Below are 16,850 nucleotides of genomic sequence, written 5' to 3' on the forward strand. Positions count from 1 at the left end.
TCATCCTGTAAAAAACCGCCCATGAATTTTCTTGCCCATTTGTATTTAGCCAACACTGATAAAGAAATTATCATTGGTAATTTTATCGCTGATACCATTAAGGGAAATAAATTTCATCACTTTTCTGATAAAATTCAGTTCGGGATTAAAATGCACAGAGCTATTGATGTTTTTACAGATGAACATCCTATTTTTAGACAAAGTAAAAGAAGATTAGATGACAAATATAGACTGTACAAAGGAGTCATTATAGATATTATATATGATCATTTTTTAGCTAAAAACTGGCAACAATATTCAGCTACTCCTTTAGATGTTTTTAGTCAAGAAATTTACGCTTTGTTATTTGATTACTTTGATGTTTTGCCTGATAGGGCTAAACATTTACTCCCTTATATGTCCAAGCAAAATTGGTTATACAACTACAGAACCATTCATGGAATTACAAGTATTCTTCACGACATGAACGTAAGAACCAAAGGATTGTCTAAAATGAATGAAGCCGTGATAGACCTTCAAGAGAATTACACTATTTTTGAAGAAGATTTTACTGCCTTTTTTAAAGAATTAGAAGCGTTTTCATCATCATACTTAGAAAATTATGACAGCAAAAATAATTAGTAACGGACTCTTAAGAACCATTGGAATTCTTGCAGGCATTGCTGCTTTAATTTGGTTTTTTATACAAATACAAACCATTATTGTTTACGTATTAATTTCTGCAGTATTGGCTTTGATTTCTAGACCCATTATTCGTTTTTTTAGACAAAAACTAAAATTTAAAAATAGCTTGGCAGTCATTACTACCATTCTTATTTACAGTTTTTTTATAGCTGTTATTATTAACTTATTTGCCCCGTTAATTAGTAAACAAAGTGAAAATATTGCTTTATTAAATTCCGATACTTTTAAAAAGAACATCAGTCACATCAGTAACGAAGTCAATGAATATTTACTGATTCATAATATTGATATATTAGAAAAAACCAAAAACATAGATATTTTACCTGGTGTAAAAAACATCCCCAATATTATCAATATAATTCTAGCAAAATTAGGCTCTTTTAGCATGGGATTGTTTTCTGTACTATTCATCACTTTTTTCTTTATGTTAGATGCTAAAATTCTATCCAAAGGAACCTTTATTTTAATTCCAAAACATCACCTTATTCACGCAGCTAGATCTATAGAGACTATTAAAGATTTACTCTCTCGTTACTTTATTGGCTTGGTTATCCAAATAAGCGTATTGTTTTGTATATACACATTGATTTTGTCTATTTTTAATATTGAAAATCCTATTATCATAGCCCTTTTATGTGCTTTGTTTAATCTAATTCCTTACATAGGTCCTTTAATTGGAGCGGTTGTGATGTTTATTTTAGCGACCACAAACAATTTAGATTTAGATTTTCAATCAGAAATTTTACCGAACACCATGTATATTATGATTGGATATGGAATTGCCCAACTAATTGATAATTTTGTTAGTCAACCCGTTATTTTTTCTAAAAGTGTAAAATCACATCCCTTAGAAATTTTCTTGATCATTATGATTTTTGGTAGCCTGTTTGGTATTTTAGGAATGGTTATTTCTATTCCTGTCTACACGGCTTTAAAAGTAATTGCCAAAGAGTTTTTTATTAAATACAAAGCAGTAAAATTACTGACCAAAGATTTTTAGTTTGAACGGAGCTATTTTAGAAAAAGAGGTTCAAAATTTCATTCAACAGAACCTAAATGCTGATCTTACCAAATTGATCTTAAAAGGAAGTCCTTTTGAGAACATTTCTACACCCGAACTTATTGAACAAATTGAGGCAAAAAAGAAATGCGAGAAAAAACTACCTAGTTGGTTTGCTGCCCCTAATATTTATTATCCAAACAAATTAAATATAGAGCAAACTTCTTCCGAAGCTACTGCAACCTTTAAGAGTTCTTTAATCAACGGAGAGAACATTATTGATGTTACTGGTGGTTTTGGAGTGGATGATGTTGCTTTTTCAAAGCATTTTAAAGCAGTTACTCATTGTGAATTAAACAGTGATTTATCAGCCATTGTTAATCACAACCTTCAACAACTTGGAATTAAAAACATCACTACTATTGATGGAAATGGTATTGATTATATTCTCAATAACAACACAACTTATGATTGGATTTATATTGATCCGTCACGAAGAAACGACATCAAAGGAAAGGTTTTTTTACTAGAAGATTGTTTACCCAATGTTCCATTACATTTAAGTGATTTGTTAGAAAAAAGTAATAAAATATTAATTAAAAACTCTCCTTTGATGGACATTACAAGTTGTATTCAAGAATTGCAATTTGTAAAAGAAATTCACATCATTGCTTTACAGAACGAAGTAAAAGAAGTCTTGGTTTTTATTAAAAAAGATTATCAAGATGAAATCATCATCAAAGCAACCAATTTAGGAAAAGAAACACAAAATTTTGAATTCACCTATCAACAAGAATACGATTACGAACTTTCCTTACCTTTAAAATATTTATACGAACCCAATAGTGCTATTTTAAAATCGGGTGGATTTTCGGCAGTTGCCTATCAATTTAAACTAGGAAAATTACATCAACATTCTCATTTATACACTTCTGATAAGTTGATCTCTTTTCCTGGAAGACAGTTTGAAATTCTAGAAGTTTTGTCATATAACAAAAAGGAACTTTTAAAAAGATTGCCCTCAAAAAAGGCAAACATCACCACAAGAAACTTTAAAGAAAGTGTGGCCAACATTCGTAAAAAAACAGGAATTAAAGATGGAGGAGATATTTATTTATTTTTTACCACAAATAAAAAAGAAGAACAAATTGTTCTTCTTTCTAAAAAAATATAAGTTTTATAAAGTGTTTATGTATTGATGAATTTCATCATAAATAAACTTTAATTCCTCTTCTTTTGTAATATAAGGTGGAACAATATATAACGTATTCCCCAAAGGTCTTAAATAAATTCCTTTATCCATAAAATAATTAAAAATCGCATTTCTATCTTTTCCGTATCGATCAATAGAAACGGCAAGATCTATGGCTAAAATTACTCCTTTTACTCTTATATTTTCAACTCTTGCATGGTCTTTTATAAACTCAGAAAATTTTACATGATTGGCATGAATCATTTTTATTCCTTGTTGAATTTCATCCGATTGAATCAATTCTATACTCGCAATAGCCGCAGCACAAGTAATAGGATTTGCCGAGTAGGTGTGACCATGAAAAAAACCTTTAGCCACCTCATCCGCATAAAAAGCATCGTATATTTTTTGAGTGCAAGTGGTCAATCCCATAGGAACCATTCCAGCCGTTAAAGCTTTGGACAAACACATAATATCCGGCATGTTCATTAATTCCTCTGAAGCGAATATATTTCCTGTTTTCCCAAAACCTGTCATCACCTCATCTGCCACACAAATTACATCGTGTTTCTGAGCGATTTCTATTAACATATCCAAGTATTTTGCCTCATGCATTTGCATACAATTAGCCCCTTGCACCAAAGGTTCAAATACAAAACAAGCCACCTCACCAGAAGATACAATTTCTGTAAATGCAGCAGTTACTTGTTCTAAATTATTCTGATTCGGAACATCAATTCTATCAATTGTTAAAACTACCTCTTCAAAAGGACCATTATAAACATCTAACCCAGAAACAGACATTGCCCCAAAAGTATCTCCATGAAATGCATTTTCAAAAGCAATCATTCTCAACTTCTTTTTCCCCTGGTTAAAATGATATTGTAAACTCATTTTCATGGCAATATCAACCGTGGTAGAACCATTGTCTGAAAAAAATATTTTTTGTTGATTAGAGGGCAAAATCTCCATCAATTTTTCTGACAATTCCACTGCTGGTTCATGGGTAAAACCTGCAAACACCACCTGATCTAATTTAGAAACCTGTTCCGTTACTTTTTTCACCACATAAGGATGACAGTGTCCATACACACACGTATACCAAGAAGAAATAGCATCTATGTATTTATTTCCATCTTCATCAAATAAATATACTCCTTCCGCTTTTGCAATGGCCAAATGATCTTTGGTCATTTTATGCTGTGTTAACGGATGCCACAGGTGTTTTTGATCTCTTTTATTTAAATCCATTTATAAATTTTCTTTAAATAAATCTGCATATTTTTTTACTACGGACTTATCTATTTTAGATTCTTCCTCCACTCTACCAATCACTTTTACTCCAGACATTTTTTTAATGATGTCTTCAGTCGTTTTATGCTCATTCCCACTAAAAACAAGAGCAATATCAAAACCTTTTTGCTTTAGCAATTGAACTGTCATTAAAGTATGATTGATACTCCCTAAATAATGTCTAGAAACCACTACCACCAATGCTTCCTTTGGGATGATATCCAAAATCGTTTGCTGATGATTGATCGGTACTAAAATTCCTCCAGCACCTTCAATAATAATATGATTGTCTGTTTGAGGTTTGATAATTTTTTCTACTTCTACCGTAACTCCATCAATATCGGCTGCTGCATGTGGACTCATAGGAGTATTTAACGCATAAGTTATGGGATGAAATGTAGAAATTGTATTAGATATCAAGCTTTTTACTTTGTCTCCATCCGTAAGTTCTAGTTCTCCTGCTTGTATGGGTTTCCAATAATCTGCTTTTAAAGCCTCTACCAAAATGGCAGAAACTAAGGTTTTTCCTACTTCTGTAGAAATACCTGTTACAAAAATTGATTTTGACATGGGGTTATATTTCTTCTATTTTTATCAGTGAACTCAACAATAGCAACAAATTGTTTATTTCCTCTTTGGTGTTGTGAGCATGTAAACAAATTCTCAATCGTTCTTGTCCTTTAGGAACCGTTGGAGACATAATTGGTTTTACTAAAAAACCTTGTTCCTGAATTTCTAAAGCTACCTTTTTAACTTGATTGTTTCCAGAGATTAAACAGCACTGAATAGCACTTATACTCTCAATAAAGTAATCTTTTAATTGATAGACACTAAGTTGATTTTTAAAATAATCAATATTATCTTTTAACAAATCCATTGCATTGCCTTGACTTATTTCTGCAAAAGCTGCTTTAATTGTTGCTACCGCGTGCAATGGAATAGCAGTTGTGTAAATAAATGCTCTAGAAAAATTGATGAGATAATTTCTTAAATCCTGACCTCCTAACACAATAGCACCGTGACAACCTAAGGCCTTTCCAAACGTATGCACCCTTGCAAAAATTTTAGATTCTAGTCCTAATTCACAAGCCAACCCTCTACCTTTTTCACCAAATACGCCTCCAGAATGTGCTTCATCAATGATTAAGTATGCTTTATGCTTTTCACACAATATTACTAATTCTTGAAGCGGAGCAATATCTCCGTCCATAGAATACACAGTTTCTACTGCTACATATACATTCGAAGAAGTCTCTTTAAAACGAATCATTTTAGCCTCTAAATCCGATAAATTATTGTGCTTAAATTTATAATTATTGGCTGTACTTAATCTAATTCCATCTCTTACAGAGGCATGAATCAATTCATCAAATAGCAAAACATCATTTTTTTGAAGAATGGCCGAAAACAATCCCACATTGGCATCATAACCAGAATTATATAACAATCCCGACTCCGCTCTATGGTACATCGCCAATTCTTTTTCTACCCATAAATGTAAATGATGAGTTCCTGAAATCAATCTAGATCCTGTGCTTCCATTTTGAATTCCATTTTCTTTTAAAATTTCATCAGTCATTTTTGCGATGTCTAATGATTTTGCAAACCCTAAATAATCATTAGAATAAAAATCGACCTCTGTAGAATTGGAAACATGTAAAGTTCTTAAGGCATTTTCTTTACGCCTATCGTTTAATTTTTTCTGTAATGATGATGGAAATTGCTGCATGGTACAAAAGTAAAAAACGCTACCTAGACTTAGGTAGCGTTTTTTTATATTTTTGATTAGATAAATTAATCTGCTAGAATGATAACTTTATTATCCTTCATTTCAATTGTTCCACTTTTGATTTGTAAAGTTAATACTTTATCATCATCAGCATGCGGTTCAATAATACCAGACAAATGATCTAACTCTAAGTGTTCTTGAGTGTGAATGTGAATTTTCACAGTTCCTTTGTTTAACACAGAAACAATAGGTGCGTGATTATTCAACATTTGAAACTCTCCTTGAGTTCCAGGAACTGTTACTGAATCTACTCTTGAAGAGAACAAAACAGCTTCTGGTGATACTATTTCTAAATACATATTTTTATAGTTTTCAGTTTACAGTATTCAGTACTCAGTAGCAAACTGCTAACGGCTTACTGGCAACTGATCACTTATTTATGCTTCTGCTAACATTTTCTCTCCAGCATCAATCGCATCTTGGATAGATCCTTTTAAGTTAAATGCTGCTTCAGGATATTTATCTAATTCACCATTCATAATCATGTTAAATCCTTTAATGGTGTCTTTAATATCAACCAATACTCCTGGGATACCTGTAAATTGCTCCGCAACGTGGAAAGGTTGAGATAAGAAACGTTGAGCTCTACGAGCTCTATGAACTACTAACTTATCTTCTTCAGATAATTCTTCCATCCCTAAAATAGCGATGATGTCTTGTAATTCTTTATAACGTTGTAACAATTCTTTTACGTTTTGAGCACATTCATAGTGTTCTTTCCCTAAAATATCTGCTGTTAAAATTCTAGAAGTAGAATCTAACGGGTCTACCGCTGGATAAATACCTAACTCAGCAATTTTACGAGACAATACAGTAGTAGCATCTAAGTGAGCAAACGTTGTTGCTGGTGCAGGGTCAGTTAAATCATCCGCAGGTACATAAACCGCTTGTACAGATGTAATAGATCCTGTTTTTGTTGACGTAATACGCTCCTGCATAGCTCCCATTTCAGTTGCTAATGTTGGCTGGTATCCTACCGCTGATGGCATACGACCTAGTAAGGCAGATACCTCAGACCCCGCTTGAGTAAAACGGAAAATATTATCTACGAAGAATAACACGTCTTTTCCATGTCCTTCACCTTGTCCAGCTCCGTCACGGAAATATTCAGCAATTGTTAAACCAGATAAGGCAACACGCGCACGTGCACCAGGTGGTTCATTCATTTGTCCAAATACAAATGTTACCTTAGATTCTTTCATTTTTTCTTGGTCGATCTTTTCAAGATCCCAACCACCTTGCTCCATTGAATGCTCAAACGCTTCTCCATAAGAGATAATTCCAGCCTCAATCATTTCACGCATTAAATCGTTTCCTTCACGAGTTCTTTCTCCAACTCCTGCAAATACAGATAAACCTCCGTGTCCTTTTGCAATGTTGTTAATTAACTCCTGAATCAATACTGTTTTACCTACTCCAGCACCTCCAAATAAACCAATTTTACCTCCTTTTGCATAAGGCTCAATTAAGTCAATTACTTTAATACCTGTAAATAAAACTTCAGTAGAAACTGATAAGTCTTCAAATTTTGGTGCTGCACGGTGAATTGGTAAACCATTATCACCATCGGTTGGTAATGCTGGTAAACCATCGATAGGATCACCACTTACGTTAAATAAACGTCCGTAGATGTTATCCCCAACAGGAACTTTAATAGGCACTCCAGTAACTATTACTTCTTGACCTCTTGATAATCCATCAGAAGAATCCATTGCAATACATCTTACAGTACCTTCACCTATGTGTTGTTCAACCTCTAAGACTAACGTACTACCATTAGCTCGATTAATTAATAAAGAATCGTAAATTTTTGGAAGCTCAGTCCCAGTTTCGAAAGCAACATCAATTACTGGTCCAATAATTTGAGCGATTTTTCCTGTTGTTTTAGACATTTTTGTACTATTAAAAGAATTTAATTTCTAGTTTTCCCTCAATTCAATCAGTCTGAATTAAGTGTTTGCAAAGATAATTTTTTTATCAATGCCTACAACTCATTTCATAAAAAAATAGAGCTGTTATTAATTATAATTTAAATTGCTTGAGGAATTTGCAATTTTATTTTAAAAAAGCTAGAAATTATAAGTCCACGAACCATAAAACTGAGAACCAATTGTTCCCGTACCTGGTGCTGCTTCGTATTCATTTCCTAAAATGTTTGCTCTTCCTATTTTAATATTTGAATTCCAGCTTTTGATATCATACATAATCTGAGCATCTAACAAAGTTCTCGCATCAATTTGACCATCGATAAAAGAGGATTCCCAATAATATGCATCTTGCCAACGCGCATTAATTCCAAAACCTAATCCTTTGTAAAAATTTGTATTTCCAAAAGACACTTTTACTTTGTGTTCAGGTGTATTAAAACTCGTTTCAAAATCTGGATCTTGAGACTGATCAAAATCTTGTTTGGCATAGCTATAGTTAATTCCAAAATCATAATTACCAAATACTTTTGCTTCTAATCCAATATTAGCTCCATAAGAAGCAATATCAGCATCTGTATTTGTGTACAAAGAAGTAACTGTTCTATCTCCATTAATCAATGCCCATGCAGCATTCGGTAATGTAACCAATCCTGCACCAGGGACAGGTAAAGTACCCATGTCACTTAAGTTGGTATTTCCATAATTTGGAGCCAATACGGTAACCAGTGAAATAAAATCTTTATACTTATTGTAGTATGTACTCATGTCTACAATAATTTTTGATGTTATTTTACCTCTATACCCTACTTCATAAGAAGATACTTGTTCTGGTTTTACCAAATCAACATCAGACATTCTTAAAGAAGTAACAGCTCCAGCAAAATCTCCAACAGCCGCTTTAGCACCAAAAGTCTGTGCCGAGGAAAGTGTAAATGCATTCTCATAAGCTTTTCTACCTGTAAAAGTTCCTGTAGCTCCAAATCCTAAACCTTGTCCTCCTGCACTATTTGAATATGATTTTGAATATCTATCTAAATTATCTGCTGCGGTTCCAATTAAAATAGTATTCCCTAAATTCAACCCAACATATTGATCTTGTGTTGTTGGATTTCTAAATCCTGTTTGATAAGAAGCTCTAAAAATATGATTCTTCTCTTCATCTGGACTAAATGACACTGATAGTCTTGGAGAGAAATTACCATCAAAATTTTTGGCTTTGTCATAACGGATAGATCCCGTTAACTTTAACCTATCGTCCATTGTCTTTTTTTGTAACTGGGTATAAATACCAAATTCATCATAAGTAATGGTTCCATCTGTTGGGTCTGTAAAAATAGTCCCATCAGAATTTAACATATATCTTCTTGCTGAACCTCCAATTTGCACTTCTGCAAAATCGATTAATTCATGAAAATTATAATTGATATCTGTGTGATATAATCTTGAGCTATCTACAAATTTTGCTCCTTGAGTTAAATCAGGATTTTTAATAACACTGTTGAATAACGTTTTAAATGCTGATGAATTTGGATCTAACCTTAATGACGTGTCTGCCTGATTTCTGGCTGCAGCATGAGCCGCAGCAGGAATTCCTCCAGGCACCCCATTCCCTGCCAACTCTCCATTAATTGCAGAAGCATAAATAGTAGCATACGTTCCAAACCATTGTTCATTGGTTCCATTAGCACTTAACGTATTGATTCCTGCAAAACGTATGTCATAAGAATCTCCGGCATCTTCAAAAGTTACATAACTACGTAACATTAAATGTTTAGACTGTATTTCTAATTTGTGTTGATGCATGATGAAATTACGCAGCGCATACCTACTACCACCTTGATAAATAGTATTTCCTGTTCCGAACTTACTGCTGTAAATAATTTCCGTTTCGTCATTCCCCTTAAACGGTCTCCAATGCATGGCTATTGCGGCTCTAAAACTATCTGTATCAGGATTAACTAAACTTTGCTCACTATATCCTGTTCTAGAAACATTTTCCTTATTAAAATCATCCGCATCAATTGGATTTCCTCCTATGGTAGTCGCACCTGCACTTTCTAACTTTTTAGCAACTTCTTTAATATCTGTTTTAATTAAATCACCATAAACGTTGATTCCGTTATAATCAATTGTATTTCTATCACCTGCAATGATGTTCCCATCATCATCTATATTTCTTTTATCAGTAGCAAACCAGTCTGTTGCTTTTAATAAAGAAGTCGTAAACTTAACTGCAAATTGATCTGTTACTTTTTTAGCGACTCTAACTCCAACATCTACAAACTCATTTACTCCTGCATTTTCTGAAGAAGTCACTCCTGTTTTTCCATATACACTAGTTCCTTCTTGACTAAAAGGACTCTTACTACGCATAAATAAGATTCCGTTAAAAGCATTGGCTCCATATAAGGCAGAAGAGGCACCTGGTAACAATTCAACCGATTGAACATCTAACTCATTTAAACCTATTAAGTTCCCTAAAGGAAAATTTAAACCAGGAGATGAATTATCCATTCCATCAACCAACTGTACAAAACGAGTATTAGAAAAAGTGGCAAACCCACGAGTGTTGATAGATTTAAAAGTTAAACTGCTTGTATTTACATCTACCCCTTTTAAATTTTCTAAACCATCGTAAAAAGTAGCAGATGTAGTACTTACAATTTCTTTTGTTCCCATACGCTCAATAGAAACAGGAGATTCAAAAACACTCTCCGGCGTTCTTGAGGCAGAAAGAACAATCGCATCTAAGCTAGTGACTCCCTCTTTTAATTTTATTGTTACGTTTTCTTCTCTTTGGGTAATGATATATTTATAATCATTAAAACCTAAAGCATTTACTACAATTTCTACAGGAAGTGATTGAGACAACTCTAAAACAAAACCTCCTTTTGCATCGGTAATTACAAATTCAGAAGAACCCAAAACCATGATTGTTGCTGTTGTTATTGGTTTCCCATTTTTCTCTTCTACAACTTTTCCTTTAATATGTATGGTCTGTTGCGCATAAAAATTAACACAAGACATCATTATAATAAAGAATAAATATTTAGTCCTCATAGCATTAGTTATAAAATAAAGTTTAACCTAAAATACAAAAAATAAACATATACAAAATGTTTAATTAAGATAACAAAAAATAGATGCTATTAATTATCGTTTGATCGATATTGATTTTAAAATAGTATTCTTAAATTTGCTCACAAATATTTTGAATTTGCAAGTAATTCACAACTATCATAATTTTCCAGAAAACATCAGTACTGTAGTTACTATAGGAACCTTTGATGGTGTTCATGTAGGCCACAGAAAAATTTTAGATCAACTTATTTCTGAGTCTAAAAAGAAAGGATTAAAATCTGCCTTGCTTACTTTTTTTCCACATCCTAGAATGGTGATTCAGGCAGACAACACTATCAAATTAATCAATACCATAGAAGAACGTATCGAAATTTTGTCAAAAACAGATTTGGATTACTTAGTCATTCACCCTTTTGATAAAGAATTTTCTAACCTTGGGGCTTTTGATTTTGTGAGAGATGTTTTGGTCAATCAATTAAATGTAAAAGAATTGGTAGTAGGCTACGATCATCGTTTTGGAAAAAACAGAGAAGGTGATTTTGAACAGTTGAAAGAATACAGTCATACTTTTGATTTTAATATCAAAGAAATCAAAGCTCAAGATATTAATAACACTGCTGTTAGTTCTACAAAAATTAGAACCGCCTTAAAATCTGGAGACATTCAAACTGCTAATGAATTTTTAACTACTCCATTTTTTATTCATGGAACGGTGGTAAAAGGTCAACAACTTGGAAACACTATCGGATTCCCAACAGCCAATATAGAAATTCCGCAAGTTTATAAGTTAACCCCAAAAAATGGAGCTTATATTATAAAGGCTACTCACAAAGAAAATATTTACTACGGAATGTTAAATATAGGAAACAGACCAACCGTGAGTGGCAAAAACAAAACCATAGAAGCACATCTTTTTAATTTTGACTCTGATATTTATGGTAATGACATCAAAATTGAATTCTTACAATTCTTAAGAGAAGAACAAAATTTTAAGTCTATTGAAGGTCTTAAAGAGCAGTTAGAAAAAGACAAAAAAGACAGCTTAGAATACTTACAAACAATTACATCTAGCAACGCATCTTAAACAAAAGATTGTTTCTGTGTTTCAACGGAAAGTTTAACTTTGTTGCAAATATTATTATAGGTATGTTACAAGTCCCTTTTATTAGAGAAAATAAAGAACAGGTATTAATTGGTTTAGCCAAGCGTAATTTTAAAAACGCCGAAGCAATTATTGAAGAAGTAATTGCTACAGACGAATTAAAAAGAAGCACTCAAGTTAAACTAGATACTATTTTAGCCGAATCTAACTCTTTAAACAAAGAGATTGGAATACTATACAAATCTGGTGAAGCACAAAAAGCAAATATTTTAAAAGAAAAATCTGCGCAATTAAAGGTAACTTCTAAAGATTTACAAGAGGAATACAATAAAGCTGAACAAGATTTATTAAACCTATTATATACCATTCCTAACGTACCTAACAAAATTGTTCCAGCAGGATCTTCTGAAGAAGACAACGAAACTATTTTTGAAGAAGGTGATATTCCTACTTTACACACAGAAGCATTGCCACATTGGGAATTGGCAAAAAAATATAATTTGATTGATTTTGAATTAGGAAACAAAATCACAGGTGCTGGTTTCCCTGTTTACAGAGGAAAAGGAGCAAGATTACAACGTGCCTTAATTAACTACTTTTTAGATAAAAACACTGCTGCTGGTTATGAAGAAACGCAAGTTCCTCATTTGGTAAACGAAGCTTCTGGAATGGGAACCGGACAGTTACCAGACAAAGAAGGACAAATGTACCATGTTAATGAAGATGGTTTATATTTAATTCCTACTGCTGAAGTCCCTGTGACCAATATTTTTAGAGATGAACTTGTTAAAGAAGAAGATTTCCCTATTTGTTTAACGGCCTACACACCATGTTTTAGACGTGAAGCAGGTTCTTATGGAGCACATGTTCGTGGATTAAACAGATTACATCAGTTTGACAAAGTAGAAATTGTAAGAATAGAACATCCTGATAATTCTGCAGAGGCGTTAAACGGAATGGTAGATCATGTAAAAGGAATTCTAAGAGAATTAAAATTACCATATAGAATCTTAAATTTATGTGGAGGAGACTTAGGTTTTACCTCAACATTAACTTATGATTTTGAAGTTTTTTCTACAGGACAAGACAGATGGTTAGAAATTAGTTCGGTTTCTAACTTTGAAACTTTCCAAGCAAATAGATTAAAATTACGTTTTAAAAATAGTGAAGGAAAAAGTCAATTAGCCCATACTTTAAATGGTAGTTCTTTGGCATTGCCTAGAGTATTGGCTGCCATTTTAGAAAATTATCAAACACCTGATGGAATTAAAATACCCGAAGTATTAGTTCCTTATACAGGATTTGACTATATTAAGTAAAAAAATACATGCCAAAACAACACAAAGCAAGCCTTTTAAAAAACATAATAATATTGGGCGTGGTGTTTTGTGTTGTTTTGGCTCCTACTTTAAAAGCTGTTATAAATAATCTTAACAATTCTAAAAAGACTTGTCAAGTAACAGAAGAAAACCAAGACCTTAAAGATACTTCTCAAGAAAAAGAACTTTTTTCTAAATTTTTATACCCTATAGATGTTGTTTTTAAAACGGTTAGCTTACCCTATATAATTACTACTTACCAATGTGTATTTCACACAAGTAATCTACACTTAAAAATACACACACCTCCTCCTGATTTTTTATTGTTTTTAGCTAATAAATTACTTTAACCATAGCTATACAAATTCAGATCCTAATTTAATATTGAGATGTATGGTTTGTTGGGCTTCAAACAAAAAAAAATGAAACTACTTAACGTTAATTATTATTCATTTAAAAAAAATCTAAAACACGACTTTTCTGCCAGTATTGTTGTTTTCTTAGTAGCCCTTCCTTTGTGTTTAGGAATTGCGCTAGCCTCTGGAGCTCCCTTATACTCTGGGATTATTAGCGGAATTATTGGAGGAATTATTGTTGGTAGTATCTCTAACTCTGCCTTAGGAGTTAGTGGACCTGCAGCTGGATTGGCAGTCATTGTACTACATGCCATTTCAGATTTAGGAAGTTTTGAGATATTCCTTGTAGCCATCGTCATTGCCGGATTAATACAATTGATTATGGGACTTTTAAAAGCAGGAATCATTGCTTATTATTTTCCATCTTCAGTAATTAAAGGAATGCTTGCTGGAATTGGGATCTTAATTTTTTACAAACAAATTCCAAATGCATTAGGAATTAAATCCATAGGAGAAATAGCTAACGGTATTCATTTAAATGTTACCCTAATAACTTTAATTTCTTTGGGAATTTTATTGTTTTGGCAAACTAAATTTGTTCAAAAAATTGGATTTTTAGCCGCCATTCCTGGAGCGCTATTGGCCGTAATTATTGGAATTGTACTTCAACTATTTAGTCTATCTATTGATACAACATTTTTGGTTAAAATACCTATTGCTACATCTCCAGCCGAATTCTTCAACAACTTTACTTTCCCCAATTTTGGAGTAGGATTAGCGAATCCTAAAGTATATTCTACCGCTATTGTAATTGCTGTAGTTGCAAGTTTAGAAACATTATTATGTGTAGAAGCATCAGACAAACAAGATCCTAAAAAAAGAACTACTTCTACCAATAAAGAATTAATTGCACAAGGAATTGGAAACATGTGCGCTGGACTTATTGGTGGTTTGCCTGTAACACAAGTTATTGTTCGTAGTTCTGCCAACCAACAGGCAGGAGGACAAAGTAAAGCCTCTACTATTTTTCATGGAATTTTATTATTTATTAGTATTTTATTAATCCCAACACTCTTGAATAAAATACCCCTAGCAACTTTGGCTGCAATTTTATTAATTATTGGTTATAAATTAGCAAGTCCTTCTAACTTTAAAAAAATGTACAAAGAAGGATGGGATCAATTTCTACCTTTTATTGTAACCATTGTAGGAATTGTAGCTACGGATTTATTAATGGGTATTGGAATGGGAATTACCATAGCTATTTTTATTGTTTTAAGAAACAATTATAAAATCCCTTATTTTTTAGAAAAAGATATGGATGGATTAATTCATACTTATTTTATTGAACTTTCTGAAGATGTAACCTTTTTAAACAAAGCCTCTATCTTAAAAATGTTAGATAAAATTCCTGAAAAAAGTAAAGTAGAAATCAACGCAACCAAAACGCAGTTTATCCATAATGATGTTATTGAAATTATTCAAGATTTTGTAATAAAAGCCTCAAACAAAGATATTCAACTCACAGTGGTAGATTTAGATTTACATAAACAAGGAAAACCACTCCCTCATTTTAAAATTATAAAAACGTAAAATCTAAACTTCTAAAAAATAGATTTTCTTAAATTTAACCTCAAAACAGCATAAATGGATATCAATAAAATATTTGACAATAATAGAGAATGGGTAAAGAATAAATTAGAATTAAACAATGATTATTTCAAAGATTTATCTAAAGGACAAAGCCCTGAGATTTTATACATAGGTTGCGCAGATAGCCGTGTAACTGCTGAAGAACTAATGGGAGTTGGACCTGGTGAGGCATTTATTCACAGAAACATAGCCAATATGGTTCCTAATACAGATTTAAGTGCCATGTCTGTGATTGACTACGCTTTAACCCATTTAAAAGTAAACCATGTAGTTGTTTGTGGTCACTATTACTGTGGTGGAGTAAAAGCGGCTATGCAATCTGAAGACTTAGGAATTTTAAATCCTTGGTTACGTAATATTAGAGATGTATACAGAATTCATAGAAAAGAATTAAACGCCATTGAAAACGAAGACGAAAAGTATAACAGATTGGTTGAATTAAACGTACAAGAACAATGCGTAAACGTAATTAAAACTTCTCAATATCAAAAAGCTTTTACTGATAGAAATGTTACGGTTCATGGTTGGGTATTTGATATTCACTCAGGAAAATTAATAGATTTAAAAATAGATTTTGAAGAAAAACTTCATGACATTCAAGAAATCTATAGAATTTCATAAATAAAAAAGAGGCTGTAAACACAGCCTCTTTTTTGTTTTAATTATTATAAACTTGAATTGAATCTTCTAAATATCTATACTTCTTTTTTGATGTAAAATAATTAATAATCCCTGTTGTTAAACCCAACAAACCTATAGTTAAATTAACAGGTTTTATTTTCTTCTCTTCATAAGTTTCATATCTATTAGTATCAAAGTTATAACCACTTTTCATTTCACCGGTACCTTCAAAAGCAGTTAGCAAGCCTCCTAAAGTTGCTGCCGCTGCGAATACATATGTAAAAATTTCTCTATTCCTTACTTTCTTATAACTCTGTAAAAGAAGTAGACTCTCCTGATTATCAACCAAATCAACAACTAAATTTTCATAATTAGCCTTCTTCATTGGTCCAAATCCTTTGTTATAATAACGGTCTACCCTGGTAGAATAACCTCCACCTCCCATAAATTGACCATTAGGACCCATTGCAGGAGCATTATAAACTGCTGACTCAGATTCATAATAATTCACTTTTCCTTTTAAAATTCTTCTAGCAAAAGAATTTCGGTTTGTAGCATTGTAAATGTTTCCATAGAAATCTTCTCCACTTTTGTAAAACTGGACTGTTGATATATTGTATTCTACACCATCAGCTTCAACCTTTTGTTTTCCTAAAAATGGTGATTTTACCCTGACAATTCCCTTAACCTCTTTTTTATCGCCTTTATAAAAATATATGTAGTTTTTATTTTCACCAACCTCGCCATCATTAAAATACGAAGTAAAACTTTGACTAAATAATTTGGTTACACATAGCAATGTAACAACAAAAATTAAACTTTTCTTTTTCAA

15 protein-coding genes are annotated in these 16,850 nt (G+C 32.3%); 8 read left to right on the plus strand and 7 right to left on the minus strand.

Annotation, left to right across the window (positions count from 1 at the left end):
• Window positions 1–21: 21 nt before the first annotated feature.
• The 3 genes from QVZ41_RS02530 to QVZ41_RS02540 are packed head-to-tail and all read left to right on the plus strand — an operon-like array spanning window position 22 to window position 2,858.
• A complete protein-coding gene (locus tag QVZ41_RS02530) occupies window positions 22–621 on the plus strand; it encodes an acyl carrier protein phosphodiesterase (RefSeq protein ID WP_302882972.1) in 600 nt (199 codons plus the stop codon).
• On the plus strand, window positions 602–1,684 hold the full coding sequence (locus QVZ41_RS02535) for an AI-2E family transporter (protein WP_302882973.1): 1,083 nt from the start codon (window positions 602–604) through the stop codon (window positions 1,682–1,684). The genes QVZ41_RS02530 and QVZ41_RS02535 overlap by 20 nt, the downstream gene beginning before the upstream one ends.
• Window position 1,685: 1 nt before the next feature.
• The gene (locus QVZ41_RS02540) at window positions 1,686–2,858 is read left to right on the plus strand and encodes a THUMP-like domain-containing protein (protein ID WP_302882975.1); all 1,173 of its coding nucleotides are present in this window, start codon (window positions 1,686–1,688) and stop codon (window positions 2,856–2,858) included.
• Window positions 2,859–2,861: 3 nt separating this feature from the next.
• On the opposite strand, the gene bioA is transcribed toward QVZ41_RS02540, so the two are convergent.
• From bioA to QVZ41_RS02570, 6 genes are all read right to left on the minus strand, one after another.
• Window positions 2,862–4,127, minus strand: coding sequence for an adenosylmethionine--8-amino-7-oxononanoate transaminase (gene bioA / locus QVZ41_RS02545; protein WP_302882976.1), 1,266 nt, complete (start codon window positions 4,125–4,127; stop codon window positions 2,862–2,864).
• Window positions 4,128–4,739, minus strand: coding sequence for a dethiobiotin synthase (gene bioD / locus QVZ41_RS02550; protein ID WP_302882977.1), 612 nt, complete (start codon window positions 4,737–4,739; stop codon window positions 4,128–4,130).
• Window positions 4,740–4,743: 4 nt separating this feature from the next.
• The gene (locus tag QVZ41_RS02555; RefSeq protein WP_302882978.1) at window positions 4,744–5,898 is read right to left on the minus strand and encodes an aminotransferase class I/II-fold pyridoxal phosphate-dependent enzyme; all 1,155 of its coding nucleotides are present in this window, start codon (window positions 5,896–5,898) and stop codon (window positions 4,744–4,746) included.
• Between the two features lie 65 nt (window positions 5,899–5,963).
• Complete coding sequence (locus QVZ41_RS02560; protein ID WP_302882979.1) at window positions 5,964–6,257, minus strand: F0F1 ATP synthase subunit delta/epsilon; 294 nt, start codon at window positions 6,255–6,257, stop codon at window positions 5,964–5,966.
• A gap of 78 nt (window positions 6,258–6,335) precedes the next feature.
• Entirely contained in the window at window positions 6,336–7,850 is a 1,515-nt protein-coding gene (atpD, locus tag QVZ41_RS02565) for a F0F1 ATP synthase subunit beta (RefSeq protein ID WP_302882980.1), read from the minus strand.
• A gap of 177 nt (window positions 7,851–8,027) precedes the next feature.
• A complete protein-coding gene (locus QVZ41_RS02570; protein WP_302882981.1) occupies window positions 8,028–10,946 on the minus strand; it encodes a TonB-dependent receptor in 2,919 nt (972 codons plus the stop codon).
• A 157-nt stretch (window positions 10,947–11,103) separates the two neighbouring features.
• Here QVZ41_RS02570 and QVZ41_RS02575 point away from each other — a divergent pair, with 157 nt between their 5' ends.
• From QVZ41_RS02575 to QVZ41_RS02595, 5 genes are all read left to right on the plus strand, one after another.
• Window positions 11,104–12,051 (plus strand): bifunctional riboflavin kinase/FAD synthetase, encoded by a 948-nt coding sequence (locus QVZ41_RS02575; RefSeq protein ID WP_338140788.1) that lies wholly within the window; start codon window positions 11,104–11,106, stop codon window positions 12,049–12,051.
• Window positions 12,052–12,113: 62 nt separating this feature from the next.
• On the plus strand, window positions 12,114–13,388 hold the full coding sequence (gene serS / locus QVZ41_RS02580; protein ID WP_302882982.1) for a serine--tRNA ligase: 1,275 nt from the start codon (window positions 12,114–12,116) through the stop codon (window positions 13,386–13,388).
• 8 nt (window positions 13,389–13,396) lie between these two features.
• The gene (locus QVZ41_RS02585) at window positions 13,397–13,738 is read left to right on the plus strand and encodes a hypothetical protein (protein ID WP_302882983.1); all 342 of its coding nucleotides are present in this window, start codon (window positions 13,397–13,399) and stop codon (window positions 13,736–13,738) included.
• 72 nt (window positions 13,739–13,810) lie between these two features.
• Complete coding sequence (locus QVZ41_RS02590) at window positions 13,811–15,337, plus strand: SulP family inorganic anion transporter (protein ID WP_302882984.1); 1,527 nt, start codon at window positions 13,811–13,813, stop codon at window positions 15,335–15,337.
• Between the two features lie 54 nt (window positions 15,338–15,391).
• On the plus strand, window positions 15,392–16,018 hold the full coding sequence (locus QVZ41_RS02595) for a carbonic anhydrase (protein WP_302882985.1): 627 nt from the start codon (window positions 15,392–15,394) through the stop codon (window positions 16,016–16,018).
• 37 nt (window positions 16,019–16,055) lie between these two features.
• On the opposite strand, the gene QVZ41_RS02600 is transcribed toward QVZ41_RS02595, so the two are convergent.
• Window positions 16,056–16,850, minus strand: a complete 795-nt coding sequence (locus tag QVZ41_RS02600) for a hypothetical protein (protein ID WP_302882986.1) — start codon at window positions 16,848–16,850, stop codon at window positions 16,056–16,058.

Origin of the sequence: Wenyingzhuangia gilva (assembly GCF_030519655.1) — a bacterium.
Classification (GTDB): Bacteria; Bacteroidota; Bacteroidia; order Flavobacteriales; family Flavobacteriaceae; genus Wenyingzhuangia; species Wenyingzhuangia gilva.

What these genes read in the sequence shown, in the direction of transcription:
- QVZ41_RS02595 (WP_302882985.1), top strand. Translation starts at nt 15,392, where the DNA reads ATGGATATCAATAAAATATTTGACAATAATAGAGAATGGGTAAAGAAT.
- serS (WP_302882982.1), top strand. Translation starts at nt 12,114, where the DNA reads ATGTTACAAGTCCCTTTTATTAGAGAAAATAAAGAACAGGTATTAATT.
- QVZ41_RS02585 (WP_302882983.1), top strand. Translation starts at nt 13,397, where the DNA reads ATGCCAAAACAACACAAAGCAAGCCTTTTAAAAAACATAATAATATTG.
- QVZ41_RS02570 (WP_302882981.1), bottom strand. Translation starts at nt 10,946, where the DNA reads ATGAGGACTAAATATTTATTCTTTATTATAATGATGTCTTGTGTTAAT.
- QVZ41_RS02535 (WP_302882973.1), top strand. Translation starts at nt 602, where the DNA reads ATGACAGCAAAAATAATTAGTAACGGACTCTTAAGAACCATTGGAATT.
- QVZ41_RS02530 (WP_302882972.1), top strand. Translation starts at nt 22, where the DNA reads ATGAATTTTCTTGCCCATTTGTATTTAGCCAACACTGATAAAGAAATT.
- QVZ41_RS02560 (WP_302882979.1), bottom strand. Translation starts at nt 6,257, where the DNA reads ATGTATTTAGAAATAGTATCACCAGAAGCTGTTTTGTTCTCTTCAAGA.
- bioD (WP_302882977.1), bottom strand. Translation starts at nt 4,739, where the DNA reads ATGTCAAAATCAATTTTTGTAACAGGTATTTCTACAGAAGTAGGAAAA.
- bioA (WP_302882976.1), bottom strand. Translation starts at nt 4,127, where the DNA reads ATGGATTTAAATAAAAGAGATCAAAAACACCTGTGGCATCCGTTAACA.
- QVZ41_RS02555 (WP_302882978.1), bottom strand. Translation starts at nt 5,898, where the DNA reads ATGCAGCAATTTCCATCATCATTACAGAAAAAATTAAACGATAGGCGT.
- QVZ41_RS02590 (WP_302882984.1), top strand. Translation starts at nt 13,811, where the DNA reads ATGAAACTACTTAACGTTAATTATTATTCATTTAAAAAAAATCTAAAA.
- atpD (WP_302882980.1), bottom strand. Translation starts at nt 7,850, where the DNA reads ATGTCTAAAACAACAGGAAAAATCGCTCAAATTATTGGACCAGTAATT.